General features: G+C 55.5%; 29 protein-coding genes and 1 tRNA gene. 13 read left to right on the plus strand and 17 right to left on the minus strand.

What is annotated here, in order from left to right:
- Positions 1–939: a hydrogen peroxide-inducible genes activator gene (locus BC777_RS04030; protein ID WP_100366852.1), complete on the minus strand. Its 939-nt coding sequence runs from the start codon at positions 937–939 to the stop codon at positions 1–3.
- A gap of 267 nt (positions 940–1,206) precedes the next feature.
- On the opposite strand from BC777_RS04030, the gene mbhE reads away from it, so the two are divergent.
- The 11 genes from mbhE (at position 1,207) to BC777_RS04085 (ending at position 10,615) form a co-directional block, all read left to right on the plus strand.
- Complete coding sequence (gene mbhE, locus BC777_RS04035) at positions 1,207–3,462, plus strand: hydrogen gas-evolving membrane-bound hydrogenase subunit E (protein ID WP_245834147.1); 2,256 nt, start codon at positions 1,207–1,209, stop codon at positions 3,460–3,462.
- A complete protein-coding gene (locus BC777_RS04040; protein ID WP_100366853.1) occupies positions 3,462–3,881 on the plus strand; it encodes a Na+/H+ antiporter subunit B in 420 nt (139 codons plus the stop codon). Before mbhE ends, BC777_RS04040 begins: the two co-directional genes overlap by 1 nt.
- On the plus strand, positions 3,881–4,237 hold the full coding sequence (locus tag BC777_RS04045; RefSeq protein ID WP_100366854.1) for a Na+/H+ antiporter subunit C: 357 nt from the start codon (positions 3,881–3,883) through the stop codon (positions 4,235–4,237). Before BC777_RS04040 ends, BC777_RS04045 begins: the two co-directional genes overlap by 1 nt.
- Before the next feature lie 3 nt (positions 4,238–4,240).
- Positions 4,241–5,734 (plus strand): Na+/H+ antiporter subunit D, encoded by a 1,494-nt coding sequence (locus BC777_RS04050; RefSeq protein WP_100366855.1) that lies wholly within the window; start codon positions 4,241–4,243, stop codon positions 5,732–5,734.
- The gene (locus BC777_RS04055; RefSeq protein WP_100366856.1) at positions 5,731–6,210 is read left to right on the plus strand and encodes a Na+/H+ antiporter subunit E; all 480 of its coding nucleotides are present in this window, start codon (positions 5,731–5,733) and stop codon (positions 6,208–6,210) included. Before BC777_RS04050 ends, BC777_RS04055 begins: the two co-directional genes overlap by 4 nt.
- A complete protein-coding gene (locus BC777_RS04060; RefSeq protein ID WP_100366857.1) occupies positions 6,207–6,506 on the plus strand; it encodes an MrpF/PhaF family protein in 300 nt (99 codons plus the stop codon). Before BC777_RS04055 ends, BC777_RS04060 begins: the two co-directional genes overlap by 4 nt.
- Positions 6,503–6,811 (plus strand): monovalent cation/H(+) antiporter subunit G, encoded by a 309-nt coding sequence (mnhG, locus tag BC777_RS04065; protein WP_100366858.1) that lies wholly within the window; start codon positions 6,503–6,505, stop codon positions 6,809–6,811. Before BC777_RS04060 ends, mnhG begins: the two co-directional genes overlap by 4 nt.
- A gap of 67 nt (positions 6,812–6,878) precedes the next feature.
- A complete protein-coding gene (hydA, locus tag BC777_RS04070) occupies positions 6,879–8,300 on the plus strand; it encodes a dihydropyrimidinase (RefSeq protein ID WP_100366859.1) in 1,422 nt (473 codons plus the stop codon).
- Between the two features lie 58 nt (positions 8,301–8,358).
- A complete protein-coding gene (locus tag BC777_RS04075) occupies positions 8,359–9,042 on the plus strand; it encodes an aspartate/glutamate racemase family protein (protein ID WP_100366860.1) in 684 nt (227 codons plus the stop codon).
- Entirely contained in the window at positions 9,032–9,949 is a 918-nt protein-coding gene (locus BC777_RS04080; RefSeq protein ID WP_100366861.1) for a dihydrodipicolinate synthase family protein, read from the plus strand. The genes BC777_RS04075 and BC777_RS04080 overlap by 11 nt, the downstream gene beginning before the upstream one ends.
- Before the next feature lie 225 nt (positions 9,950–10,174).
- Positions 10,175–10,615, plus strand: coding sequence for an Arm DNA-binding domain-containing protein (locus BC777_RS04085; RefSeq protein ID WP_211095322.1), 441 nt, complete (start codon positions 10,175–10,177; stop codon positions 10,613–10,615).
- Between the two features lie 9 nt (positions 10,616–10,624).
- Here the strand turns inward: BC777_RS04085 and BC777_RS04090 are convergent, their stop codons facing one another.
- The 7 genes from BC777_RS04090 to BC777_RS04120 form a co-directional block, all read right to left on the minus strand.
- Positions 10,625–11,239 (minus strand): hypothetical protein, encoded by a 615-nt coding sequence (locus BC777_RS04090; RefSeq protein WP_100366862.1) that lies wholly within the window; start codon positions 11,237–11,239, stop codon positions 10,625–10,627.
- Between the two features lies 1 nt (position 11,240).
- A complete protein-coding gene (locus BC777_RS04095; protein WP_100366863.1) occupies positions 11,241–11,987 on the minus strand; it encodes a VWA domain-containing protein in 747 nt (248 codons plus the stop codon).
- Positions 11,988–11,996: 9 nt separating this feature from the next.
- Positions 11,997–13,670: an ABC transporter substrate-binding protein gene (locus BC777_RS04100; RefSeq protein ID WP_100366864.1), complete on the minus strand. Its 1,674-nt coding sequence runs from the start codon at positions 13,668–13,670 to the stop codon at positions 11,997–11,999.
- Positions 13,671–13,688: 18 nt separating this feature from the next.
- Positions 13,689–14,348 carry a hypothetical protein gene (locus BC777_RS04105; RefSeq protein WP_100366865.1) on the minus strand — a complete coding sequence of 220 codons (660 nt, stop codon included), beginning with the start codon at positions 14,346–14,348 and terminating at the stop codon, positions 13,689–13,691.
- Complete coding sequence (locus tag BC777_RS04110; RefSeq protein ID WP_100366866.1) at positions 14,345–14,812, minus strand: OmpA family protein; 468 nt, start codon at positions 14,810–14,812, stop codon at positions 14,345–14,347. The genes BC777_RS04105 and BC777_RS04110 overlap by 4 nt, the downstream gene beginning before the upstream one ends.
- Before the next feature lie 360 nt (positions 14,813–15,172).
- Entirely contained in the window at positions 15,173–15,967 is a 795-nt protein-coding gene (locus BC777_RS04115; protein WP_211095323.1) for a hypothetical protein, read from the minus strand.
- A 390-nt stretch (positions 15,968–16,357) separates the two neighbouring features.
- Positions 16,358–16,672, minus strand: a complete 315-nt coding sequence (locus BC777_RS04120) for an ArsR/SmtB family transcription factor (protein WP_100366868.1) — start codon at positions 16,670–16,672, stop codon at positions 16,358–16,360.
- Positions 16,673–16,731: 59 nt separating this feature from the next.
- On the opposite strand from BC777_RS04120, the gene BC777_RS04125 reads away from it, so the two are divergent.
- Positions 16,732–17,277, plus strand: a complete 546-nt coding sequence (locus BC777_RS04125; protein ID WP_100366869.1) for a DUF6428 family protein — start codon at positions 16,732–16,734, stop codon at positions 17,275–17,277.
- A 145-nt stretch (positions 17,278–17,422) separates the two neighbouring features.
- Here the strand turns inward: BC777_RS04125 and BC777_RS04130 are convergent, their stop codons facing one another.
- The gene (locus tag BC777_RS04130) at positions 17,423–17,788 is read right to left on the minus strand and encodes a VOC family protein (RefSeq protein ID WP_100366870.1); all 366 of its coding nucleotides are present in this window, start codon (positions 17,786–17,788) and stop codon (positions 17,423–17,425) included.
- Between the two features lie 205 nt (positions 17,789–17,993).
- Here BC777_RS04130 and BC777_RS04135 point away from each other — a divergent pair, with 205 nt between their 5' ends.
- Positions 17,994–19,523 (plus strand): Lcl C-terminal domain-containing protein, encoded by a 1,530-nt coding sequence (locus BC777_RS04135; RefSeq protein ID WP_100366871.1) that lies wholly within the window; start codon positions 17,994–17,996, stop codon positions 19,521–19,523.
- Positions 19,524–19,765: 242 nt separating this feature from the next.
- Here BC777_RS04135 and BC777_RS04140 read toward each other — a convergent pair.
- The 8 genes from BC777_RS04140 to BC777_RS04175 form a co-directional block, all read right to left on the minus strand.
- Positions 19,766–19,842 (minus strand) — tRNA-Arg (locus tag BC777_RS04140).
- Between the two features lie 69 nt (positions 19,843–19,911).
- Positions 19,912–20,451 (minus strand): hypothetical protein, encoded by a 540-nt coding sequence (locus BC777_RS04145; protein WP_168769071.1) that lies wholly within the window; start codon positions 20,449–20,451, stop codon positions 19,912–19,914.
- Between the two features lie 8 nt (positions 20,452–20,459).
- A complete protein-coding gene (locus tag BC777_RS04150; RefSeq protein WP_100366873.1) occupies positions 20,460–21,683 on the minus strand; it encodes a cysteine desulfurase in 1,224 nt (407 codons plus the stop codon).
- A complete protein-coding gene (locus tag BC777_RS04155; RefSeq protein ID WP_100366874.1) occupies positions 21,680–22,276 on the minus strand; it encodes a YIP1 family protein in 597 nt (198 codons plus the stop codon). Before BC777_RS04155 ends, BC777_RS04150 begins: the two co-directional genes overlap by 4 nt.
- The gene (locus BC777_RS04160; RefSeq protein WP_100366875.1) at positions 22,273–22,776 is read right to left on the minus strand and encodes a YIP1 family protein; all 504 of its coding nucleotides are present in this window, start codon (positions 22,774–22,776) and stop codon (positions 22,273–22,275) included. Before BC777_RS04160 ends, BC777_RS04155 begins: the two co-directional genes overlap by 4 nt.
- Positions 22,776–24,062 carry a SufB/SufD family protein gene (locus BC777_RS04165; protein WP_100366876.1) on the minus strand — a complete coding sequence of 429 codons (1,287 nt, stop codon included), beginning with the start codon at positions 24,060–24,062 and terminating at the stop codon, positions 22,776–22,778. The genes BC777_RS04160 and BC777_RS04165 overlap by 1 nt, the downstream gene beginning before the upstream one ends.
- The gene (gene sufC / locus BC777_RS04170; protein WP_100366877.1) at positions 24,062–24,817 is read right to left on the minus strand and encodes a Fe-S cluster assembly ATPase SufC; all 756 of its coding nucleotides are present in this window, start codon (positions 24,815–24,817) and stop codon (positions 24,062–24,064) included. Before sufC ends, BC777_RS04165 begins: the two co-directional genes overlap by 1 nt.
- Before the next feature lie 92 nt (positions 24,818–24,909).
- Positions 24,910–25,431 carry a hypothetical protein gene (locus BC777_RS04175; RefSeq protein ID WP_100366878.1) on the minus strand — a complete coding sequence of 174 codons (522 nt, stop codon included), beginning with the start codon at positions 25,429–25,431 and terminating at the stop codon, positions 24,910–24,912.
- Between the last annotated feature and the right edge of the window lie 71 nt (positions 25,432–25,502).

Consider the following 25,502-nt stretch of genomic DNA (forward strand, 5'->3'; position numbering starts at 1 on the left):
TTAATCTAGGATCACTGGCGATTGACCCGTTTGCAGGTTTGCGCGGGCAGCATCTTTGATAACATCTGACAACCGCTCAAACATCCCCGCATTCGCTGCCTTGCGCCACACCAATCCAATGGACCGCATGACCGTACTGCGCCGAAACGGACGCACGATGACGTTGCTGGACCGGCTATCAATCTCGGATCGTGCATAAAGCCGCGGCAGGAACGCCACCCCCATCCCCATCCCCACCATCTGACGGATCGCATCAAGGCTGGTGCCTTCATAATCGCGCGCCATGATCCCGCCGTGCTGCTGGCACAGTGCGGCGATCTGGGCGTGCATCGCATAGTCTGGACCCAAGGACAGCACGTTTTGATCGGCAATATCCGCCTCGGTCACCTCTGTCCTGGCGGCCAAAGCGTGATCATCTGGCATCGCCAGCAAGAGCGGTTCACGAAACAAAAGCTGCGACGTCAGATCGACCCCGCCTTCGGGAAATTGTGTCAGGATCACATCCAGACTGCCCGCCAGTAAATCACCGCGCAAATCACGCGGCACGACCTCGCGAATGTAAAGCCGCAGATCAGGGTATTTCGCATGAAGCCGCTCGACCACGAATGGCATCAGATAAGGACCAATAGTCGGCGTCGTACCCAACCGGATCGTCCCTGTCAGCCCGGTTTGCAAAGAGGCCGTCAAATCCACGATCCCATGCACCTCATCCATGATGCGGGCCGCACGCTTTACAACCTCACGTCCTTCTGGCGTGAGTGTGACAGGCCCTCGTCCCCGCTCAATCAAGCGGACACCCAACAGCGCCTCCAGATTACTCATTTGCAGGCTCAGCGACGGCTGGCTGATCCCCATCGCCTCGGCTGCCTTCCGAAAATGGCGGGCCTCGGACAGGGCCACGATGTAGCGTAACTGACGCAAGCTTGGCAGATTTGGCATCTCGTCCTCACTTGATAGGTATTTCCTATCAAAAGTTAATGTCTCATTGACTTCACTATATCAGATAAGGTGCTACATCCAGTCGCAGGCAGGTAAAGAAAGGCACGATCTGGCAATGACTTGCGCGATGCGCGTGATCACTGCGGGGTTGATGACAAGATGCGACGATGAATGACTGACCTTCGTAGATACAACATAATTTGTTTCTGCCCCCTACGGCGCTAATTCACCCTTAAACCCTTATGTTTTGCGGACCGGAATACCCAATTGGATACCTCAACGCCTACTCGCTGGATCACACCCGCTGGCCTCATTCCAGTCGCTATCGCTGGGGGCCTGTTTATCTGGTTTGCACAGATGATCCCGGTGATCGGCGGCGGCGATACACTACGCTATGTCTGGGAATGGGTCCCCAGCCTTGGGGTAAACGTCAGCATTTATATTGACGGGCTCAGCCTGACCTTTGCGCTGCTGATCACCGGCATTGGTGCGCTCGTGATGCTCTATTCCGCGCGCTACCTTGCCGGGCATGTGCATCAGGCCCGGTTTTCGCTTTATCTGACCAGCTTCATGCTTGCGATGATTGGATTAGTTATATCCGATAACCTATTGGCATTGTTCGTCTTCTGGGAATTAACGACGATCACGTCGTACCTGCTTATCGGGTTTAGCCATGACACCGCAAAAGCGCGCCGTTCGGCATTACAAGCGTTGATGATGACAGGTGTTGGCGGGCTGGCCCTACTTGCCGGCATCATCCTAATCGGCACGACCGCTGGCACGTTCGAGATGTCCGAGATCAACGCGATGGATGGCGTATTGAAAGACAGCGTGATGTACCTGCCGATCGTGCTGTTGGTGCTGGCCGGAGCGTTTACCAAGTCGGCGCAAATGCCGTTCCACTTCTGGCTGCCCAACGCGATGGCAGCCCCCACCCCGGTCAGCGCCTATCTGCACTCCGCCACAATGGTGAAAGCAGGCGTGTATCTGATGGCGCGCACGCATCCGTCATTGGCGGGCACCGATTTCTGGCTTTGGACACTGACGATTTTTGGTGCCGTGACAATGGTTTTTGCATCCATCATGGCACTACGCCAGACCGACCTCAAGCTCGCGCTGGCGTATACAACCTTGATGGCGCTTGGCGCGCTGACACTGCTTTTGGGGAATGAAAGCGGGTATACTATTACGGCCGCCGCGACGTTCCTCGTTGTGCACTCTCTCTATAAAGCGGCGTTGTTCCTTGTTGTCGGCATTCTGGATGCGCAAACGGGTACGCGCGACGCCAACAGCCTTTTTGGTTTGGCCCGCGCCTTGCCAATCACCGCGACCGCAGCCGCGATTGCCGCATTCTCGATGGCCGGTTTCCCGCCCTTCCTTGGCTTTATCGGCAAAGAGCTGAAGTATGCGGGCGCGATCGCGGTTGCATCCGAGCCGATCTTTGTGGCCGGTGCAGTCTTGATCTCGAGCGCGCTGATGGTCGCCATCGCGGGCATCGTGTCCTTCCGCCCATTCTGGAGCAAATCGGGCACGCCCATTCCAAACGTCAAAGAAGCGCCGTGGCCCATGCTTGTCGGCCCGGTCGTACTGGCCATTCTGGGCGCGTTCTTCGGCATCTTCCCCGAGACTTTGGCAACCACATTGGTCAACCCGACCGTCGCCGCGATCATCGGCAATGCAGAACCGGCCAAGGAACTCAAACTCTGGGCCGGGGTCAACCTGCCATTGTTCCTGAGCATTGCGACGTTCGTGCTGGGCTTCACGATCTACTACTACAAGCAGAAACTGCGCGGCATCCTGATTGGTATGACCACACGCGGCCCCAGCTTTGACAATGGTTGGGACAAACTGATGGCCGGGATCGCATCTGGGTCCAAGGCGCTGACGCGGACGATCCAGACCGGGGTCCTCTATCACTATATGATCGTGACCTTCGGCACAGCACTTGCAGTGCTTGCCGTGACCTTATGGTTCCGCAGCACAGGTATTCCGGCGATGGGCGTGCCGCAGGTGGAGCTATGGGACTGGCTGGTATTCCTGCTTGTTCTGCTGGGCGCGGTACTCACGCTGATCACCAATTCACGAATCACTGCCATTGCTGGCTTGGGTGTTGTTGGCATCGGCATGGCGATGATCTTTATCCTTTACAGCGCGCCTGACGTGGCGATTACGCAGCTTTTGGTGGAAACGCTGGTGGTCGTCCTCTTTGCCGCTGCCGCTTTGAAGTTGCCGCATCTGACGCCCGAGCCGCTCAGCAGGCGCTGGCTTGATGCGCTGATCGCGATCGGGCTTGGCGTTGTCACAACCGTCATCTTGCTCAAGGTCACAACAGGTCCCATTGACCGCGAGCTGACCACTTTCTTTGAAACGTCCAGCTGGCCCGAGGCCTTTGGACAGAACATCGTCAACGTGATCCTCGTCGACTTCCGCGCGCTGGATACTTTTGGCGAAATCGCGGTCGTCCTGATCGCCGCCATCAGCATCTTTGCCCTGCTCAAGGCCAAGCCCGAGGAAGAGAAATAATGAACTCTGTCATTCTGATCGCAGGCGCACGCTTGCAGGCAGTACTGCTCTTGGTTTTCTCGGCCTATATGCTGCTGCGCGGTCATAATGCGCCCGGTGGTGGCTTCATCGGTGGTCTGATCGCAGCAACCGGGTTCGTGGTCTACGCCATCGCCTGCGGCACGGCTGACGCGCGCAAGGCATTGCGGTTTGATCCCGGCAGTATTGCAGGTGCCGGGCTGGGCATCGCGCTCTTTGCAGGCCTGATGGCCGCACTTTGGGGCGATGCGCTATTCACCGGCCAATGGCTCTTCATCGGCGCGACAGAGGATGACAAGGGCATCCCCCTTTCAACCGTTCTGATCTTCGACATTGGCGTTTATCTGGTCGTCCTGGGTGCTGTCCTGTCGATTGCGTTTTCACTGGAAGAGGCTGTCTGATGGAACAATTGCTGTCTGTCCTGATCGGCGTTTTGGTCGCTTCGTCTGTCTATCTGATGCTGGCGCGCAACCTGTTGCGTTTCCTATTTGGGCTTATCCTGCTGTCGAACGCGGCAAACCTGACAATCTTTGTCGCCGGTCGCCTGACGCCGGGCGCACCACCCTTGGTGCCTGACGGCCTTGATGCGCCCATCGGTGATGTGGCAAACGCCCTGCCCCAAGCCTTGGTGCTGACCGCCATCGTTATCGGCTTTGGCCTCTTCGCCTTCGCCCTCATCCTTGCCTTCCGCGCTTATCAAAGCCTTGGCACCCTGAACACCGACGAGATGCGCGTCGCCGAACCTAAAGAAAATTAATACATGAGTTGGTACCTCACCCTTCCACTGGTCATCCCCTTCGTGGCCTCGATCATCGCATACCTGTTGCGGTCCTCGCCCCTTGGCGGCTGGGTGTCGATCATCGGATCGGGGCTGGGGCTGATTGCATCCATCGCGCTTATGGCGGTGGTGCTGGATGCGGGCGTTGTGGCCGGGCAGATGGGCAATTGGCCTGCGCCCTTTGGGATCACGCTGGTTGCAGACCTATTGTCTGCGGTGATGGTGCTGATCACAGCGATTACAGGCTTTGCAGTGGCGATCTACGCCTTGGGCGACATTACTGAACGGCAGGCAAAGCTGGGCTATCATGCCTTGTTCCAGATCCTGCTCGCGGGCGTCACCGGGGCCTTCCTAACGGGCGATCTATTCAACCTATATGTATGGTTCGAGGTCATGCTGATTGCCTCTTTCGGGCTGCTGATCCTGAACGGAGGCAAAGAACAGATCGACGGCGGCGTCAAATACGTAGCCCTCAACCTGATCTCGACCATTCTGTTCCTAACTGGCATCGGCCTACTTTATGGCATGACTGGAACGCTCAACTTTGCGGACCTCGCACTGAAGGTCGAAGAGGTTGAAAACCAAGGCCTGCTCACCGTCGTCGCCATGATGTTCATGGTGGCCTTTGGGGTGAAAGCGGCTGTCTTCCCCCTCTTCTTCTGGCTGCCTGCGGCTTATCACACGCCCAGTTTTTCGGTCTCCGCCGTCTTTGCCGGACTGCTCACCAAGGTGGGCGTCTACGCCTTGATCCGCATGTTCACGATGGTTTTTGACCACGACATTGGGTTCACGCATACCGTGCTGCTCTGGGTCGCCTGTTTCACGATGGTAATCGGGGTCTTGGGTGCGGCAGCACAGTCTGATTTCCGCAAAATTCTGTCATTCCACATCATCAGCCAGATCGGCTACATGATACTGGGCCTTGCACTCATGACTCCGCTCGCCATTGTCGGCGCTGTCTTCTATCTGGTTCACCATATCATTGTGAAAGCGAATCTGTTCCTGATCGCGGGCATCGCTAAACGACTGACAGGCGGCACAGATGTCTACCAGATCGGTGGCCTCTACAAATCCGCCCCATTCCTGGCCATCCTATTCCTGATCCCCGCATTCTCACTGGCAGGTTTTCCACCGCTGTCAGGGTTCTGGGCAAAATACATCATCGTGAAAGCAACTCTCGACCTTGAGATGTGGTTCGTGGCCTTCATTGCCCTCGCTGTGGGCCTGATGACCATCTATTCAATGACCAAAATCTGGGCCGAGGCCTTTTGGAAACCCCACCCCGGCGGGATCGAGCCGGAACTCAAGGCGCTGACCAACAAAGCCGCACAGATCATTCCCGTTGCTGGCCTCGCCGTGCTGACGATAATCATCGGCCTGAACCCCGAACCTTTCGTGATATTCGCCGAGCGGACAACAGAACAATTACTGGACCCCACCGCCTATATTGCTGCCGTATTGGGGGTGACATCATGAACCTGTTTCTTCTCAACCTCCTCCTCGCCGTCATCTGGGCGGGGCTTTGGGGTAGCTTCACGCTGACACAACTGGCATTCGGCTTTGTGATAGGGTTCTTGACGCTTTGGATCGCACAACCGCTTTTTGGCGGGCCAAACGGTTACTATCTACGCGCTTACCGGATCGTCCGGCTGATCCTGTTCTTCATCTACGATCTTTGCGTTTCCAGCATTCGCGTTGCTTATGATGTGCTGACCCCGCAGGATCACAGCAACCCTGCGATCCTTGAGATGCCACTGGATGTTCAGTCTGACATGGAAATACTCTTGGTCACCAACTTGATCTCCCTCACCCCCGGCACACTCAGCCTTGATGTGACACCGGATCGCAAAACACTGATCGTGCATGCGATGTTTGCAGATGACCCCGATGAAGTAATCCGCAGTCTGAAATCTGGCATGGAACGTATGGTCAAAGAGGTATTCGAAGCATGACACCCGCAGCGTTTCTTGATTGGTCTATCTATGCAACCTTTGTGATGGTGATGTTGTCTTTGGCCATCGCCTTTATCAGATTGGCAAAGGGCCCCACGCTTGCCGATCGTGTGGTCGCGCTGGACATGATGACAATGTCAATCATAGCCGTCTGCGGTGTCGTGGCCGTTGCCACCGGAGTCTTTGCCATGCTGGACGTGGCACTTGTGCTGGCGCTCGTGGGCTTTCTAGCGACAGTGGCCCTCGCCCGTTATGCAGAACGCCGCGACTTGCGCCAGAACGGGGACTCGGAATGATAGAAATTATCATCTCCATCTTCCTGCTTTTGGGTGGGTTCTTCGCACTGATCGCTGCTATCGGCGTACTACGCCTGCCAGATGTGCTGATGCGCATGCATGCGTCAACCAAGGCCGGCGTCCTTGGCAGTAGTCTGATTCTGATCGCCGGCGCGATCTTCCTGCAGGAGATCGAAATCACCGCCCGCGTCGTCGCGATCATCGTCTTCTTGATGCTCACGACACCAATTGGCGCGCATATGATCGGTCGCGCGTCGGTCGATAATCTGAAAAAGAAGCACAACAAAGCAAACGACGACGCGTAACCCCCCTTGCGGATCAGCTATGGCGGCGGGCAACATGAGGTGACCCACTGTGAAGGAGCGTGCACGCATGTCCAACCCATTCGATCTGTGTATCACCTGTGGTCAGATCGTGACGCCTGCAGGGGTCATCACTGGCGATCTAGGCGTGTGCGGTGATACGATTGCTGCGATTGGTCCCAACCTGGGGCCTGCCAAGACCACCATTGACGCCACCGGCAAGTACGTCATGCCTGGCGGCGTCGATCCACATGCACATATCGAGCAGATGTCAGGCATGGGGGTGATGAACGCCGATACATTCGAAACCGCAACGCGCTCTGCTGCAATGGGCGGAACAACCAGCGTGATTTCCTTTGCCGCACAGGCCAAAGGTGCGCGGTTAGCCAAGACCGTGGCCGGTTATGAAAAATTGGCAAAGCGCGGCGCGATGATCGACCATGCCTTTCACATGATCGTCAGCGACACCGACGTGCCGGATTTCGAAAATGATCTGGCTGCGCTAATCGGCGCCGGGCACCGTTCAATCAAAGTCTTTACCACTTACAACATCCAGCTTTCTGACGCGCAAATCCTGCAAACCATGCAGATCGCCCGCGAATATGGCGCACTGGTCTGCGTCCATGCCGAAACCGATGCCATCATCGCAGAGGCCAAGGCCGCCCTCATAGCCGACGGCAAGACTGCACCACATCACCACGCCGCATCCCACCCGCGCATGGCCGAGATTGAGGCGATTGAGCGGATGTGCCGCTTTGCTGAATACCTTGGGCAGCCAGTGATGATCTTTCACGTCTCGACCGCTGAAGGGGCCGCCGCTGTCCGCGCTGCGCGTGCGCGTGGTGCACCGATTTGGGCCGAAACATGCCCGCATTATCTTTTCATGACTGAAAAGGTCCTGCACCGCGAAGGCCTGGAAGGTGCGAAATGGATGTGTTCGCCCCCGCAACGCGAGGTCGCTGATCAAGAGGCGTTGTGGGACGCGCTGCATGAGGACGATCTACAAATTGTCTCCTCCGACCATGCGCCTTACCGCTACGATAAAACGGGCAAGCTGTCGGCAGGCGCAAACGCTGCATTCCAAGACATAGCGAACGGGTTGCCGGGATTGGAGACGCGCCTGCCGCTGATGTTCGACGCGATGGTCAACCAAGGACGCGGGGGGCCAGAGGCATTTGCGAGGCTCACTGCGACGGCCCCCGCGAAAATCTATGGGCTGCAAAACAAAGGCCGCCTTGCGGTTGGCATGCATGCAGATATCACGCTGTGGGATCCTGACAAATCCGTCACCTATGGCGACAACGATCTGCATGACAATGTAGGCTACAATCCTTGGGTCGGCCGCAGGATCACCGGCTGGCCTACAGATGTCTGGCTGCGTGGCACCCATATTGTTCAAAACGGCGCCTTCGCCGCCGCACTTGGCTCCGGCGTATGGATTGACCGCCCTGCACTTGCGACCACACCCACAAAACCCCAACGCCAAGGATAGACATGCACCGCCCCAATACACCGCTCATTCTCACAATCATCGCCAGACGAGCTGACGCATGAGCGGCGATACCCTCATTGTCATCAACCCTAATTCTTCACAAACAGTGACGGATGGGATCAAACTGGCGCTCGACCCGTTGCGCCGATTTGGAACGCCAATCCGGTGTCTGACGCTGAAAGAAGGTCCGCACGGTATTGAAAACCAACGCCAAGCCGACCTGACCATCGGCCCCATGCTACGCCTCGCAGCTCGTCAAAAAGATGCCGCAGGCTATGTCATTGCCTGTTTCGGAGATCCGGGTCTGCATGCGCTACGTGATCAAACCGCCCTGCCCGCCTTGGGCATTCAGGAGGCGGGCGTCATGACAGCCCTCACCCTTGGCCAGCGCTTTGGTGTGATAGCGATCTTGCCACAATCAATCCCGCGCCATCTACGCGCATTCGGGTCGATGGGCGTGCTGGATCGGTTCGCGGGTGACAGGGCTTTGGGGCTATCGGTGACAGACCTTGCAGACCAGAACAAAAGCCTTGATGCGTTGATTGCAGCAGGCAAACGCCTACGCGACGAAGACAGCGCAGACGTCCTGATCATGGGCTGCGCTGGTATGGCTCAGTATCGCACCACGCTGGAGCATGAGACCGGGCTGCCGGTCGTGGAACCGTGTCAAGCAGCGGCAACGATGGCACTTGGTCAAATTGCCCTGAACCTAAGCCACAAAGGAACGTACGATGCTGGATGAAACCGCCCAAGGGGTCTTTACCATCGCTGTCACACCCTTCCTATCGGATGGCGCTCTGGATTGGGACAGCATCGACCGCATGGTCGATTTCTATATCGAAAAAGGGGCAACGGGCCTGACAATCCTCGGCATGATGGGCGAGGCAGGCAAGCTGATGGCACAAGAATCCATCGCAGTGGTCAAGCGGGTCACGGCGCGCAGCACGGTCCCGATCGTTGTAGGTGTCTCAGCCCCCGGCTTTGCTGCGATGAAGACCCTCAGCGATGCGGCGATGGAACTCGGGGCGGCAGGCTTGATGGTCGCCCCACCCGGTAGCCTGAAAACCGACGACCAGATCGTGGCCTACTACCACAACACCGCCGAGGTACTGGGAGACGCGCCTTTCGTGCTGCAGGACTTTCCGCTGGTCACAAATGTGGTGATCCCCACCAAGGTCATCCTGCAAGTGGTAGAGGATTGCCCAACTTGTGTAATGCTCAAACACGAGGATTGGCCAGGGCTGGAGAAAATCAGCGCACTGCGCGCCGCCTCTGATGCTGGCGCGCGGCGCATTTCGATCCTTTGCGGCAATGGCGGGCTTTATCTGCTAGAAGAAATGCTGCGCGGGGCAGATGGGGCAATGACAGGTTTCGCTTATCCCGAAATGATGGCGCAGGTCGTGGCAGCACTTCGCGGCGGCGATCTGGATCGTGCACGCGATATCTTTGACGCCTACATGCCCATGGTCCGGTACGAGGCACAGCCGGGACTGGGGTTGGCCATCCGCAAATACACATTGGCACAGCGCGGTGTAATTGCGCATGATACGGTACGCAAACCGGGCACTGTTTTAAGTGCTGCAAGCAAAGCAGAAGTCAATGCATTGGCGGCACGACAATCCGTGAAACTAAAATCACTTGGTCTATAAAATGGCGCACCCGAGAGGATTCGAGCCTCTGGCCTCCGCCTTCGGAGCTGGTTCAAGGAGCCATCCGAGTTATACGATAGAGCATGCTGGAGCACGATAACAGACTGAAATAAAATGCTTTTTAGAATCAAAACTCCGAAGTCCCTATCCCAGAACACGCCTTAATTTCCTTCCGCGTGCTTGCGTGGTGCTTACTCAAAATCGGGGCTTCCGAGGGATGGGAGCATGACCAAACTGACCAAACGGTTTGTAGAGGCAGTCGAGCCGCAGAGCAAAGGTCACGTCGTCTGGGACGACGAGCTGCCGGGTTTCGGTCTTCGTGACTATTCCTCAGGAAAACGAAGCTACCTAATTCAGCATAGAGTGAAAGGTCGCTTGCCGCGCTACACGATCGGAATCTATGGCGTTTGGACACCCAAGACCACTCTTCGCAAAGCGAAGGCATTGCTTGGCCAGGTTACTCAGGAAGAATATCCTGCTGCCGAAAGAGAAGAGGAACGCCGTGCGGTGACCGTGGGCGAAGTACATTGCCGACATGGAAGCAGGCCTTGTTCTCGGGAAAGGCGGCCACCGGACGAAAGCGGCTACCGTCGCGACCGACTTCGGTCGCAATCGCTGCCAAAGGGGGCGTTCAACCTACCGGATACGATCATGGGTTTTCGTTGAAAACGCCTGCTAGCTTTTCGGTTGGTTCAGGCTTCTGTCGGTCCTGAGCGCCGATGTATCCAGCCGCCGCGAGGCCGGTGTTCCGGGCACCAGCAGTTCGGCCTTGCGGTAGTACGCACGCAATTCATGTTTAGACATGCCGAGGGCTTTGCGTGCTGCACCGACCGTCATGGACTGCCAAGGCTCATCCTCCAAAGGGATCAGATGCAGGTCTTTGCCCGCCAGATTATCGACGGCATATCCGACACCCAAACGGTAAGAGGCGATATGCGCCTCTTCAAAACGCCAGTGCTTCGGATAGTCGGTTGTCGAGACGCGAATAAAGGTATCGACATGTTCGTTCGTAATGTCCGATGCAGCGCCCATCGTCACACCGATGATAAAAGCCTCGTCTTGGACATGAAGACCACGCCCCAGCAAGACATGAATGCAATCATGACGGTTCAGATGGATGGCACCGGGCAGTGCATCCGGGCTTTCGGGGTTCTCGTATTTCTTGATAATCTCTGGCACGTCTTCTGCGTTGGCTGCCGGCAAGGTGGCCAGAACCTCAGCGAGGGTCATGTCATCTGTATCAAGGCCGGGGTTCCATTCTTCCCAGTTCAGATCAATGCGACGTCCCATGTTACTCGTCTCCGAATGCTGTAATGGCAGAAAAGCTCTGTTCTTCGGCGATTGCATTGCGCAGAGCGTCAGCCAGACCTGTAATGTCGTTGACCGAAACGAAGGCCGCCAGATCGGGGCGCGCCAACACATGCCCACCGTCGATCCCCACGCCAATTGTAGCAATCTGGATTGGTGTCTGACGCGCAATATCTTCGATTTCGGACCGCAGGCGATCCCCATCGTCCGCAGCCCCGTCCGTTGTAACCAATATGCGGTAGGTGCCAAAACTTCCCACGCGTGCTGCTTCGCCCGCCAAACCCTCACGCGCGGTTTGCAACGCCTTGGTCAACGGGGTAGAGCCATCGCTGAAAACACGCGACAAAGGTTCGGGCAACGCGCTGCGCGCCTCGGCCACAGGCATAAACGGCAGGATCAGACCATCGTTGAGTGCAATAACAGCAACCTGATCTTGCGGGTCCATTGCATCAATGGCCGTGAGCACGGCTGCTTTCGCAGGCGTGATGTCATCACCCATTGAACCGGAATCGTCCAGAACGATGGCTGTATATACTCTGTTGGGGTCTGGCTGCGCCTCAATCTCATCGGCCTGGCTGCCCGGCCATGCGGAAATCGCGGTCCAGTCAGGGGCCACTGGTTGGTTGCCCCCACCATTGGACGTGTCGTCAAGAAGGCCAAACTGGCTAAGGACCACAAGGCCGATCGCGCCAAATATGACAAGGTTCGCTGTCTTGTTCAGTCGTGCCATTGCAGCCCCCTACTGGAGTGGCGCGAAGGTTGTGGCCTCCGCTTGTACGGTCAGAACACGGAAAACAACGCGCATGTTTTCACGCCACTGCGCTTCGGTCTGGGGCGGGTCATGGCGCGGGCTGGTGATGCCAACACCGTCCACCGTGAACTGGTCGCGGTTCATCCGTAGATCTGTGTCGCCTGCATAACTATTGAGTGCATCAACAACGGCGATCGCCCGGTCAAGCGACAGGTTTTGCGCCGATGTGCGGATTGCGCGCAACTCGGTGTTATCGGCCCCGTCCTGCTCTCGCTGCAAAAAGTAAAGCGGGTCGGAATGCCCTTCCACAGTGATGATCGCGCCCGAGTAGGTTGAGGCCAATCGCAGAATTTCCTGAAAGTCAGCCTCATAAAGAGCGACTGGGAATTCAGTCGAATCCGGTGCAAAGAACACCTCAAAGTCGATCCGGGTGTTTGCGTCCAACTGACCTGTCCGCCGCAAGGTGCGCACCGCAGCGGCGGCAGCCTCTGGATCGAAGGCTGCAATCTGGCGTGCATCCAGATTGCTCAACCCGTCTGTCAGCGCGGTATAATCCCAACCGGCGGTTGCCAACCGGGCCGGTGCATTGATACGGCCCGCCCCGCGCAAGGCGATGTTGACCTCTTCCAGCAAGACATCAAAGCGACGCGCCTCATTGGGGTCTGCAAAGTGCTGCGCATTGCCTGACCAACCATCGGTGATCGCATCCTGCCACAGAAAGACACCTTCCTCATCGGGCAGACCGCCCAAGAACTCTTGCGCCATCAGTGCCGCCATTTGCGCGCGGCGCGGGTCGCCTTCGTTGGCCATAAAGCCGCGCATTTCCTCTTCGGCGCGGAAGAGGATGTTCACCATTTCAGCGATCTGATCGCGATTGGCGTCAAAGTAATCTGCGCGCACCGCGATATAATCACCGATGACCGAAGCAGCCTCTTGGGTGGAAATCAGGATGGATGCACCGCGCACAGACCCTTCTGCACCGGTACCCACCGTGCCGTCTGAGGTCAGGAAACGGGCATCAGGCAGGATGACGGCCGCGGCATCTGCGCGCCCATCGGCCAAAGCAGCCGAGGGCGTATCCCCGTCGCCGGTCAGATCAGCGGTCCAGACAATTTCGACGTCCTCAAAGCTCAAGCCGCCGTCTGCCAGAATACGTCCGACGAAATCAACATGCGGACCGTTGGCTTGGATCGCGATACGCTGACCAGCGAGATCACCGATCTGGCGAACGCCTTCGCCACCAACGATGCCGTCACCAGCGGAAAACGAATGCTTGTAAATCACGATCTGTTCGGTGCGTGGATCATCCTCGGTCACTGGCGCGGCTGCGGCCAGCATCCCAAGCGTACCGCGCAGATAAGGTGTTTCGCACGCGAGATAGGCTTCTAACTGTGCCTCAAAGTTGTCCTCAACCTGCAATGCAAGCGACAGACCGGCATCGCCCAGCAACCCGCCATTGGGCGACAGCGACGCACCATTTGCCCATGCAACCACACCATCAGCGCCCCATGCGATCAAAGGCATGTCCGCGTTCCAGCCGGACCGGCACTCCCGCACATCGGAGGTGACGGTTTGAACCAAAGGATCACCGGGGTTCGCCTGCACCGCAACAGGCAGCCCGAGCACAGTCAAAATGGCAATTGATAAAGCTCTTCCAAGCATGAGTGATCCTTTCAAGACTTAAGCACTGCGTCGTTTCAGTAGCATTTCTGCGGTCGCAGAGGAGACATCCACCTGCCGCACCAACCGGTCTGCAAGCCGATTTTCGTTATGATCAAAGGCGTCTTCAAGTGCGCTCAACGCCGCATCTACCCTGTCCCTGCTTTGCGCAATCTGTGGGGCGTTTATGTCGTCCTGCCCACGTTTGCGCAGGCTGGCATGGCTGAGCACCGCCTCTTCTATCAGTTCAGACCGCACTAAAGCCTGCCGATGCACATCAAGCGCATCAGGATGATAAAACAAATCACGTGCAATGTCGTCCAGCCGGTCGGCCATGTCTCTCGTGCGTCGATCCAAGGGAGCCGCAAACAATGCAGCGCCATTGCGCAATCGGTCTGCGCGCGCATGTGCAGAGGTCATCGCATCAAGCACATTTTCGCTTCTAAGCTCTGACATCTTGTGCCGCTGCGCGAAGGCATGGCGTAACCGCTCCGCGTCGGTCCAGATCCAACCAGCCGGGGCCATCATGGTTAATGATAAGGTCAACGTGCCCGCAATCAGCGCTGCCGCAACCGCTGCAAATCCGTCAAATGGCAACGGCAGGCGCATGAAGATGCCAAAAATCACAGCCAAAACAGCCACAATCGTTGCAACCACCCAAGGGAACCGCACAGGCTTCAACGACGCACCTGTATCGTAATTTCCACCCGCGCAAGCTCCGCTTGCCAGGCGCGTTCGGCCACCCCTTCGGACCGCGCCAGCGGTGCAAAGCCCCCAACGCCTGCAAAATCAACGCGCGCCGGATCAATGCCAATATCTGTCGCGATATCTGCGGCAAACATCGCCCGCGCCTCGCTGAGTTGCTGATTTGCGGTCGCGTCACCAGAGGTGCCACTATGCCCGACAATAACCACACGCATCCGGTCATCGCGCAGCGCATTCAGAAGATATGCCCGCAAACGTTGCTCCTCACCTGTGGCAAGGCTGACGCCTCTGACAAAGCGAAAGATTTGCGTCTCGGGTGCGGTGACTTGACCGACGGTGGCCAAATAGACCGCTCCACCAGCGACACAGGCACTGCACATCGCAGCCAACAGCGTGCGGCGCGGTATGCTCGGCGATATGTCATTGGTCTTTTCAGGCATCACTGGCTGATCCTACATAGTCTTTGCAATAACTTAGCGAGTTAGAACTAAATGTCATAGCCGATAACGTGGCATCGTCCTGAGATTTTGTTGACAGGACATCGACATGCGTATCGAAACACGATTACCCCAATGCTTTCTCGGAAGCTGCCATTCAATTAGAGTTAATGGATGGTCGAAAAGTCCGGCTGATCGGCCAAACCGCCGCAAAACCCAATGTCCGGTTCGGGCTGGCACCAGTCATCCGACCAAAACCGTCAGATGTCGGCAGCGCGCCCATTTTGCATGATGCTGCGGCTTGCTTGAACGACGGCTAACATGACATGAGATCGAAGTCCCCGCCCGAGTCGAATTGCAACTTCATTCGAAGAAGCTTGGTTTTGTCGGGTGTAATCGCCGAAGCACCGCCTTGCGCATCGAAATCGCGAGTCGGTCGTGAAAGATCTCAATAGCGCGGCTTGCCTCTTTATCCGAAAGCCATCCATCATCAATTCTCCAGCGGCGGAAAAACAACCAATCCAATTCGTTTCTCCGTGAGAACTCCAGCGATCGCTGGGCTTGTTCATGTGATGGGATCTCGCCTAGACGCGCCTTTGGCCCGTACTTTTCGCGGGCTTGGTCGATCATCTCCGCATGCCGGTTTATGAGCGCATCGATGTCATCATCGGTGATAACAATCAGCTTTGATATCTCGGAGGCAAACTCATCAGGCACAGAGGCGACCGCCTTTTGAACTGAATCCAGAAAACGCTTATCGCTCGTATAATCTAAAGCCCAACTCTTGGGTGACGTTCGCCATAAGACGAAAACGGCTTCCTTGGTCCACGCACCATCTGCGACTAGACCTAGTTGATCGAGTAGTCTTTCAACTTCAGATTGGGCTAGCGCAGGACCCAATCCGAAACGCGCAGCAATATTGGGCGTAGCTGGTGGTGGAGCGTCCTTCCTTACCATCACAAACCCATTACCAATACGACGTGGTAGGACACTTCCATCCTGCAACCTGTATGACAGCTTGTTCTGTTGTGCCGCCAGCCAAAGAACAGAAATGCAGATATCGTCCCATCGCGGCAGCGTTTCTGGCCGCTCTGGGTGGTCCTTTGGTATTGCGCCCCACTCAGTTGTGTCCGCAAAGCCTAACTTGACCAAGCTCATGCAACCTATCTGATACGCCGTTGAAGCCATATCGTTCCAGCCAGGACGGTCCATAGCTCTAGGCAAATTTCTCGAGAGAAACTCCGCGGCTGCGGATGCCCATTCAGGGTAATTATTACCCATACTGCGTTTAATACTCCGATTGGATCATGCTAAGCTAACGTAAGAGCATCATGAGGGGCAAAAAGGCAAGTTACAACAAAGCCGCCATTGGCGCAGCCGCAGCAAAAGCGGGCTTCGTCCCATACCGCCGACATTGAGGGCAGATCAGCGCCGCATGATCTTGACTGAATCTTTCAGATGATCGGTTGGAACCCAATCTGACCAATGCTGCACATTGCGCGAATGTCCGCGTTACGTCAGTGAAATTAGATTTCGCCGTAACCCCGATCATAAATTGCAGCACTTTTTGAGGCTAGGGCTTCCGTTGCAACAGTCCTCTAACAAGAACGAAACCAATCCTCCAACACGCGGGAAGTTTACGCGATAGATGAGACTGCGTGATCGCCGTTCCTTAATAACAAGCTTAGCTTCGGCCAACGCCGCCAAGTGAAACGATGCACGCGACGGGCTTGCTCCGATCCTTTGCGCAATTTCTCCAGCGTTCATGCCATCTGGCCCCGCTTCGACTAAAGTCCGGATAACTTTTAGTCGATCTGCATTCGCGAGGGCTCCAAACAATATAGCGGCTTCTGCTTCGATCATATTTCAACACCTCTTGAAATAAATAGTGTTGTTCGTATAATATTTCAAGAATCGTTGAAATGAAAGGTTTCGAAATGATTACCTTTGATGAGTTGCTGAAGCGCCTGCAGAGCCAAGACCCGATTAAGCCCTTGGTTTTTATAACTGCCGATGGCGAAATTGGGGCGGGATATCATGTCACAGAGCTACGGCACTCGATATCAAAAGGGATCGATTGTGGAGGAAGTATCGAGACTTGGGAGGACGCAAAGTTGCAACTCCTTGATGGGCCAGGGTCGACGCATATGACCGTGGGCAAGTTCACAAACATCATTCAGAAAAGCCTGTCCGCTCTGCCTGAGTTGAGAAACACACCCCTCATGGTCGAGTTTGGCCACAATAATGAACAGCTGGTCCTCATGTCTTTGCATGGACCGGAAGTTTCGGATGAGACGGTTGCGTTATCTCTTGGCGATGTTCGTGCGGTTTGTAAGCCAGCAGTACGACGCAAACGAGATGTGGAAGATCAAGGTGGCTGTTGCGGCACTGCTATTCCTTCACCACAAAAATCTTCATGTTGCGACGCGGTGACCGCAACGCAAGATGCGACCGCCTGTTGCACATAAAAGTTCAATTGCCACGTCAACAGACGTTTGTAGGCGACGGCACGACGACAACTTTGTCCCGCCCAGAGGTCGTCGCGGCCGCATGCAGCTTAAGCCAGGTTTGGGCCCGAAGTGTCTGCTGCCTGTTGTGCTTCCGGCAGATGAGCTAAGATGGCTCAAACAGCTCCAATACATTTCCTGATGGATCTTCGCAGAGTATTTGCTTGCCGCCCGGGCCCTCAGTGACCTCGTTGCGGAATGTTTTTCCTTCTGTTCGCAGCGATGCAACCAGTCCATCGAGATTATCAACGACGAGAACACATCGATTCCAGCCACCCGGTTCGGGTTTAGTACCATCCGGCATTGGTTTAGCGGCAGACGCTAGTGGGCCAGCCAACCAAAGATCAAGGTCTCCCCTTCTTACGATGGCCATCGCTGGTCCATATTGTTCGATCAGTTCAAACCCCAGCTGTTCGCAGTAAAAAGACACTGCCTGATCGACATCTGAGACAATGTAGCGGAATTGAGACATAGGTTCTCTTCCTTTGATGCCGTAACCTTAGCACGAACGGCAGCACATGTCCGCGTTGCAGGCTTTGGCCCACCGTTTTGCCGTGAAAACCTGACAGAAACCTTCAGATTTCCGGTCTAAGCCCAGACTTGCGGGTGCTGCATGATGCGCCAATGTCGGCTTTTCAGGAACAGGCGCATACTGGCCGGCGTCTGCGACAGACTTGATGAAGGTCTTTGAAACAGCCGACGGAAACTTTGCGCAGTCACGTAGAACACCCAAACAGCGCTTCGGGCAAATAGTTGATGACGTGTGTGGCAGCACTTGCGGCGACGCCATCGACCGGAGCGGTCGCTCAAACCAAACCATCTCACGTGCATTGAGGAAGGGATTGGAAATGATTGAATCGAAACTGCGAATTCACTTTCCGGCACTGTGTGCTCTGTCGATGTTCTTGTGCGCTCTTGTGCCCTTATCAGCGCAGGCTGAAGCGCAGACACAAGTTGAAACTCTTCAACTTCGGCTTGCACAGATTTCTGGTGACGTTCAAAGCACCTTTGACATTCCCGACTCGGGACAGACCAGATGCTATTCGAATACAGATGAGATCGCCTGCCCAGAGGAAGGCGATGCATTTTTTGGACAAGATGCTCAATACTCAACAAATCCAATGTCATTCACCGACAATGGTGACGGCACCATAACGGATAACGTCACGCGCTTAATGTGGGAGCAAGGTATCAACAGCGGAAAGCTACCCTTGGATGGCGCGGTTGAATATTGTGAAAACAGCATGCACGCTGGGTATGACGATTGGCGTCTGCCAAACATCAAGGAACTATTTTCAATTGATAAATTCGAGACAGGCTGGCCGTACGCCGATCTTGAAAATTTTATTCTTACAAGCGATACGCCTGATAAGTCAGAGCAATATTGGTCAAACAACTACTACTTGGCTGGCAGCAACGCACTGGTCAATCGTGACGATATCGCGTTTGGCGTGAATTTCATATCGGGCCACATCAAGGCTTATCCTGCCTGGTCTGCCGGTGAGCGTGCAAAATACGCCAAATGTGTCAGGGGAGACGAATACGGCATTAATCGACTTGAGGATAACGGTGATGGAACTGTATCCGATCTTGCCTCTGGGCTGATGTGGCAACAGGCGGACAGCAATGGGATGGACTGGGAAGATGCCCTCGCCTACTGCGAATCTGCTGACACAGCCGGTTACGATGATTGGCGGCTGCCTGGCATTAAAGAACTCCAGATTCTTGTGGATTATTCAGGATATTTCCCCGCAATCGATCCGATGTTCAGCTTCGCAGAGATGATCAATGAAGGCGGAACCACAGACTATGGGTATTACTGGTCCAGTACCACGCATGTCGGCCAAGATGAATATTACGCCGGATGGTATGTCGCATTCGGTATGGCCGTTGGTAAGGACGGGTTAGAATCTCATGGTGCCGGGGCTGTCAGATACGATCAGAAATATGTGGGCCATCCCGACGCGGAAGAAGTCGATGCAAGTGCAAGAATCCATAATTTCGTCAGATGTACCCGGAGTGAAACTGCCGACACTGCATTGGTAGAGCGACCCGATTCAGGAAACGGCATTCCTTTTGTTTACGATCTGGCGCTTCCGACCCGGACCTTTGGCCCTAGTGCGGACCTGCCTGGTAACTCTGAAAATCCCCTGCCTGAAGAGTTTGAAATTGAGGAACCGGTTATTCCGCTTGAACGGATCGAGTAACCCTGGTCGGAGAAATATAGGACCAGTTCTGTGTCAGTCTTTCCTGAACTTTTGATGAAGACATCTTCTTACTCTCCGCAGGAGATAACTTTCATGGTGATTGCGCGCGACCGTACGGCGACCGAAATCCGTGGGACGTCACCATGATGACCATTTGGGCAGTGAGGCGATCACATAAGCAGCGCGTAAGCACTGGTCCCAAAATCGCTTTGATGCATAAGATACTGATTTATAGATATAAATGGCGCACCCGAGAGGATTCGAACCTCTGGCCTCCGCCTTCGGAGGGCGGCGCTCTATCCAGCTGAGCTACGGGTGCGTTTATTCCCTATAAACCGGGCCTTGACGCGCTGCAACGGGCAATCAACCAGACTAGCTTTGAAACGTCCTAAGGCGTATCGCTTCCAATGCGCAATTTGTTCACCGTACCATCTGGCCCGACCTCGATATGAAACGAGGAGCCAAGATCAAACAATTCTCCGCCATTGCAAAAATAGATGTCGTAAACTGTCTTTTCAGACGTCGACCACCGGGGGTTTGGCCGCGCAGCTGCACCAAATACGTCAAAAAGTTCTGCCTCAGTCATGCCAAGGCGCAGACCGGACGGCGTGGTTAAGCGGGGATCTTTGACCGTGATATCCACAACGCGGTCTTGGAACACCAAGATATCCAAACCCGGATAGGTCAGACGCAAATCGACGTAGTCAAGCATCAAACTCTGACCCGTCTGCCGCATGTCCGGTGCGCCCAGAACGTCAATCACGTCTTGTTCCGACGCACCAATCGGCACGCCGCCAATCGCAAATTCGCTATCCTTGATGCATTGAGGTTCAATAGGCGACGACGAGCCCGTCACCAAAATCGGGGCTTTCGACGTCTCAATAGCGACCTCTGCGCAGGCTGCCAGCGCCAGTAATCCGAAGCCCACCAGCACCCTCATGCGAACAAATCGTGGCAGAGCTCCAATGCGTCGATCAGCACGTCAACCTCATCAGTAGTGTTATACACCCCAAAAGATGCACGGCAGGTAGCCCCGACGCCCATATGTTCCATCAAGGGCATTGCACAATGGGTGCCAGCGCGCACAGCGACACCCTTTTTATCAAGCACGGTCGAGATGTCGTGGGCATGTGCCGCCCCTTCCAGTGTGAATGAGAAAATCGCACCCTTCGTGGCCGACTGCCCCTGCACGCTGAGCCAGTTCAACCCATCCAGCCGGTCACGTGCATAGTCACGCAAGCCCTGTTCATGCTGCGCAATCTGGTCCATGCCAATGTCCATCATGTATTCCAGCGCCACGCCTAGGCCGATGGTCTGCACAATCCCCGGTGTGCCTGCCTCAAACTTCATTGGCGGATCGTTCCATGTCACCGCATCGCGGCTGACGTCACGGATCATATCGCCACCGCCCATGAAGGGGCGCATCTCGGCCATCCGTTCCTTGCGCACATAGATCGCGCCAGAGCCGGACGGGCCGTAAAGTTTGTGTCCGGTGATAGCGTAGAAATCGCAACCAATATCGGCCACATCGACCGGCATATGTACGGCAGACTGGCTGCCATCAACCAATACAGGAACGCCTTTGGCATGGGCACCTGCCGTGATCGCTTTTACATCGACCACAGTGCCCAGCACGTTCGACATATGCGTGACCCCAACGAGCTTGGTCTTCGGCCCAATCGCATCAATCACCTTTTGCGGGTCCAGATCACCGTTGGCATCCACATCGACCCATTTGATCACGACACCCATGCGTTCGCGCAGAAAATGCCATGGGACGATATTGGCGTGATGCTCCATGATCGACAGGACGATTTCATCGCCTGCCTCCATGCGCGGCATGGCCCACCCATAGGCCACCATATTGATGCCCTCGGTTGTGCCGGAATTGATGATGATCTCATCCTCGGACGGCGCATTCAGAAAGCGCGCAATGATCCCGCGCACGCCTTCATAGCGTTCGGTCGAGAGATTGCTGAGGTAGTGTAAACCGCGATGCACATTGGCGTATTCCTCTGCATAGCCACGGGTGACTGCATCAATCACCACCTGTGGTTTCTGGGCCGATGCCCCATTGTCGAGGTAGGTCAATGGCTTGCCATTCACCTCGCGTGACAAGATCGGGAAGTCACTGCGAATTTTTGCGATATCGAAACTCATGCCAGACCCTCCGTTGGGACAACGCCAAGGATGGTGGCGACAATGCCAGCGATAATGGCTGTGCCGACGAAAGCGAGAAGGATTGCGACAAAGGCTTTGCCCAAATTATTGAACGCATGCAGGATGTTAACAAAATTCAGAAAACACCAGATCAGCGCGCCAAAAGACAACAGACCGAAAATCGATGCAATCGCCGGGCTGATCAACATCAAGACGAGTTGGATTGCTTCCAGCGTAAGGCTAACGGATTGAAACCAGACAACAATAGCCAGGCTGGCGGTCAGCGTACCAACCCCGCCCAGCATTTTTCCTGCATAGAACGTCCCAAAAACGAACAGCACAAGAAACGTCCCCATGATGACAGTAAACCCAAAGGGCGAAAACGCGATGGCGCGGTCCTCAAACGCCACCGGAATAGGCGATATCAACTGCAAAAGTACCACAAGGATGACATTCAACACAGCGACAAGCGCCAATGCCGTCCACAACGCATCGCGCGGGACATCCATGTTGATGACTTTGCGCGCGCTGTCTGACGGCTCCATGATGCTGGTCCAGACGGCGCGCATCCATGTTTGAAAATCAATAGTCATGGTCTGCTTTCAGCCTCGCGCAAGGTTTGAACCCATATCAAAAGAAACACAAGCGCCCCGATCACGCCGACAAGTGCGGCCTGAGATCCCGGCCCGATCAGGCCACGCACTAACCCATAGAACAAAAACAACGGTGAGGTCGCCAACAGCGTCCAAAACAGCGCAAGCCTTGCTCCAAACCAACTTCCCTTACCGCCCAAGACCTTGGCAATCAAATGCGACAGGGCTGCAACGCCATACATAAACAGGGGCAGGATGATGACCGCGCTAAAGAACGTATATGTCATCATCCCTTCAAAGTTCATATCTGCGGGCCAAGGCGACGGTTCATACCCATCGGCCACACGGCGCAGACGCGGCCATTGCGCCACGAAGATCAGAAAGCAACTGACCATCAAATAGACAATTGCGCGATCCTCGCGTCGCCCCTGCCCCAGAAGGTCGCGCATCACCGCACGTGGCCTACGCCAGGTCCGCACTATATCGTTGGTGACGGGCATTAGCGATGCCGCGACAGCCAGCCTTCCAGCCGGTCCCGCAGTTCTTCTGCCAATCCTTCGTCCGCAATCTCTTCCAATGCCTCCGCCAGAAATGACAGCGTCAACAAATTACGTGCATCATCATGCGACACACCGCGCGAGCGCAAATAAAACAGTGCCGTTTCATCAATCGCGCCGGATGTGGACCCATGCGAACAAGCAACATCATCGGCGTAGATTTCAAGCTCTGGTTTGGCCAGGAAAACGCTGTCGTCATCAAGCAAAAGCGATTGGCTGATCTGATAGCCATCGGTCTTTTGCGCGCCTTCCTTGACCAAGATCTTGCCTTGAAACACACCCGTCGCGCCGTTGCGCAGCACTTTTTTGAACACCTGTCGGCTTTCGCAATTCACTGCGTCATGGGTGATGAAAACCGTGTCGTCATGGTGGAAATCGGTACCATCGCCAACGCAAACCCCGGCAACATGGGCTGTCGCCTCATCGCCGACAATCTCGAGCACGCATTCATTGCGCGTCAGCACGCCGTTGAATGTCAATGTGAAAGACTTGAAGGTTGAGTTAGACGCAATCCTTGCAAAACAATGCGTTACAGCGCGACGTTCATGATCTCGCCCCTGCGAACGCACATGGTGGAAAGTGCCACCTTCGGCGACCTCAACCTCCAACTGCTTCGAAAACCGCGCGGCGGCTGGACCTGTCTCCAATAAAGTGAATTCTGCCCCGGCCTCAACCTTCACCAGATTATGCAAGACAGCATCAGACGCCGTGTTCTTGTGCAGGTAGACAAAATTGACCGGCTTGCTGGCCTTGCCTGTGACGCGGATCACCACACCATCGGTGGCCAACGCGGTATTGAGAGCCGCCAAAGGACGCTCAACCGGTTTTTGTCCGCGCGCTTCCAGAACACCGTAAAGGTCTTTCGCCCAGTGAATGTCCGTGTCCATCGCATCGGCCAATCGTTCGATTTCAACACCTTCTGCGGTCAGATCGTCAGACGCATCGGCATCGAAAACACCATCGACAAAAACAATTTTCACACGGTCCACTGCATTAAAAAGCGGCACTTCATCATTGTGAAACAACGCCGCCTCTGGCGCAGCAACCGCGGTAAGCGACGTTGGGTCGGTATATTTCCAATACTCATCGCGCTTGGTGGGCAGGCCCATCTGGCGCAGCCGCGCCATCGCATCGGCGCGCGCCGCATTGCCCCAAGCCGCCCCTTGCGGGACCTCCACATCGGCCAATCGCGCCTCTGTGGTGTCTATTTTCAACTGTGCCAGCGCCATCAGGCGACCTCCGCCAGAATGTCGGCATATCCGTTGTTTTCCACTTCCAGCGCCAGTTCAGGACCGCCAGATTTCACGATACGCCCGTCAGCCATGATATGCACAATGTCCGGTTTGATGTGATCGAGCAGGCGTTGATAGTGCGTGATCACAAGGAAAGACCGGCCCTCGGACCGTAGCGCGTTCACGCCTTCCGACACCAATTTCATGGCATCGACATCAAGGCCCGAATCCGTTTCATCCAGAATGCACATCTTCGGCTCAAGCATCGCCATCTGCAGGATTTCATTGCGCTTTTTCTCACCACCCGAAAAGCCAACGTTGACCGGACGCTTAAGCATCTCTGCGTCAATCTTCAGGCTTTTTGCCTTGGCGCGCACCTCTTTAAGAAAATCAGCAGCGCTTAATTCCTCTTCCCCGCGTTCTTTGCGCTGCGCATTCACAGCGGTGCGCAAGAAGGTCATGTTGCCAACACCGGGGATTTCAACAGGGTATTGAAAGGCCAGAAACAGGCCAGCGGCGGCCCGCTCTTCCGGTTCCATGTCAAGCAAATCTGCGCCTTCGAGTGCTGCTGACCCGGCCGTCACCTCATAACCATCCTTACCGGACAGGACATAAGACAGGGTTGATTTCCCCGACCCATTCGGCCCCATGATCGCATGCACCTTTCCGGGTTCAATCGACAAATCGACGCCCTTCAGGATTTGCTTGTCTTCCTCTTCCAGTTTGACCTCTAGGCCTTTGATTTCCAGCATAAGTTTCTCCTAAAGATAAGTGTCGGCGACAACGCAAAAAGCCCCAGAGCGGGGTGTCCCGCCGGGGCAATTGTCGCGAATTGAGTGAAAGGTTAGAGGCCGTAAATGGTCCCGCGATACACGATTGAGTGCTGCGTCGTCACTTCCAGCACCTGTTCTACATGCTCTGCGGTGTAAATATAGGCCATCTGCTCGGGCCAGCGCCAGATCAGGTTGTGCCCGGCCACCAGCATGGCAGCGATCCCCACAATTTGACCGACCTTGTCGAACATGGTGCGCTTTTTCAGCAAGGCCGAAATCACAAGCATGGCCCAAAATGCCATGAACAGATCGAGAAACATCACCAGATTGCTGCCGTCGGGCAGGCCGAAGTACCGGATGCGCACCACTTGGGCGCAAACCAGCGCGACGGCGCCCAGCACCAACGCAACGACGAATGCGCCGACAAAAGCGTCCTCGCCGTGTTGGACCTTCTGCTTTCTGAGCTTGTTGCGCGGCACGCGCTTGGGAATATGCATCCCCAGATCGGGATCGTAATACGAGTTGTTGCGCGGATTGTTGATATTCTTCACCCGCGCACGAAAGTCGTTGATATCCTGCTTTGCCATCCCCATGCTTCAAGATCCCATAAATTGCTTGTCCAATGCTTAATTGCATCGAACTAGGGCAAGAAAGGGGCCGCGAC

Origin of the sequence: Yoonia maricola (genome assembly GCF_002797915.1) — a bacterium.
In the GTDB taxonomy this organism is placed as follows: Bacteria; Pseudomonadota; Alphaproteobacteria; order Rhodobacterales; family Rhodobacteraceae; genus Yoonia; species Yoonia maricola.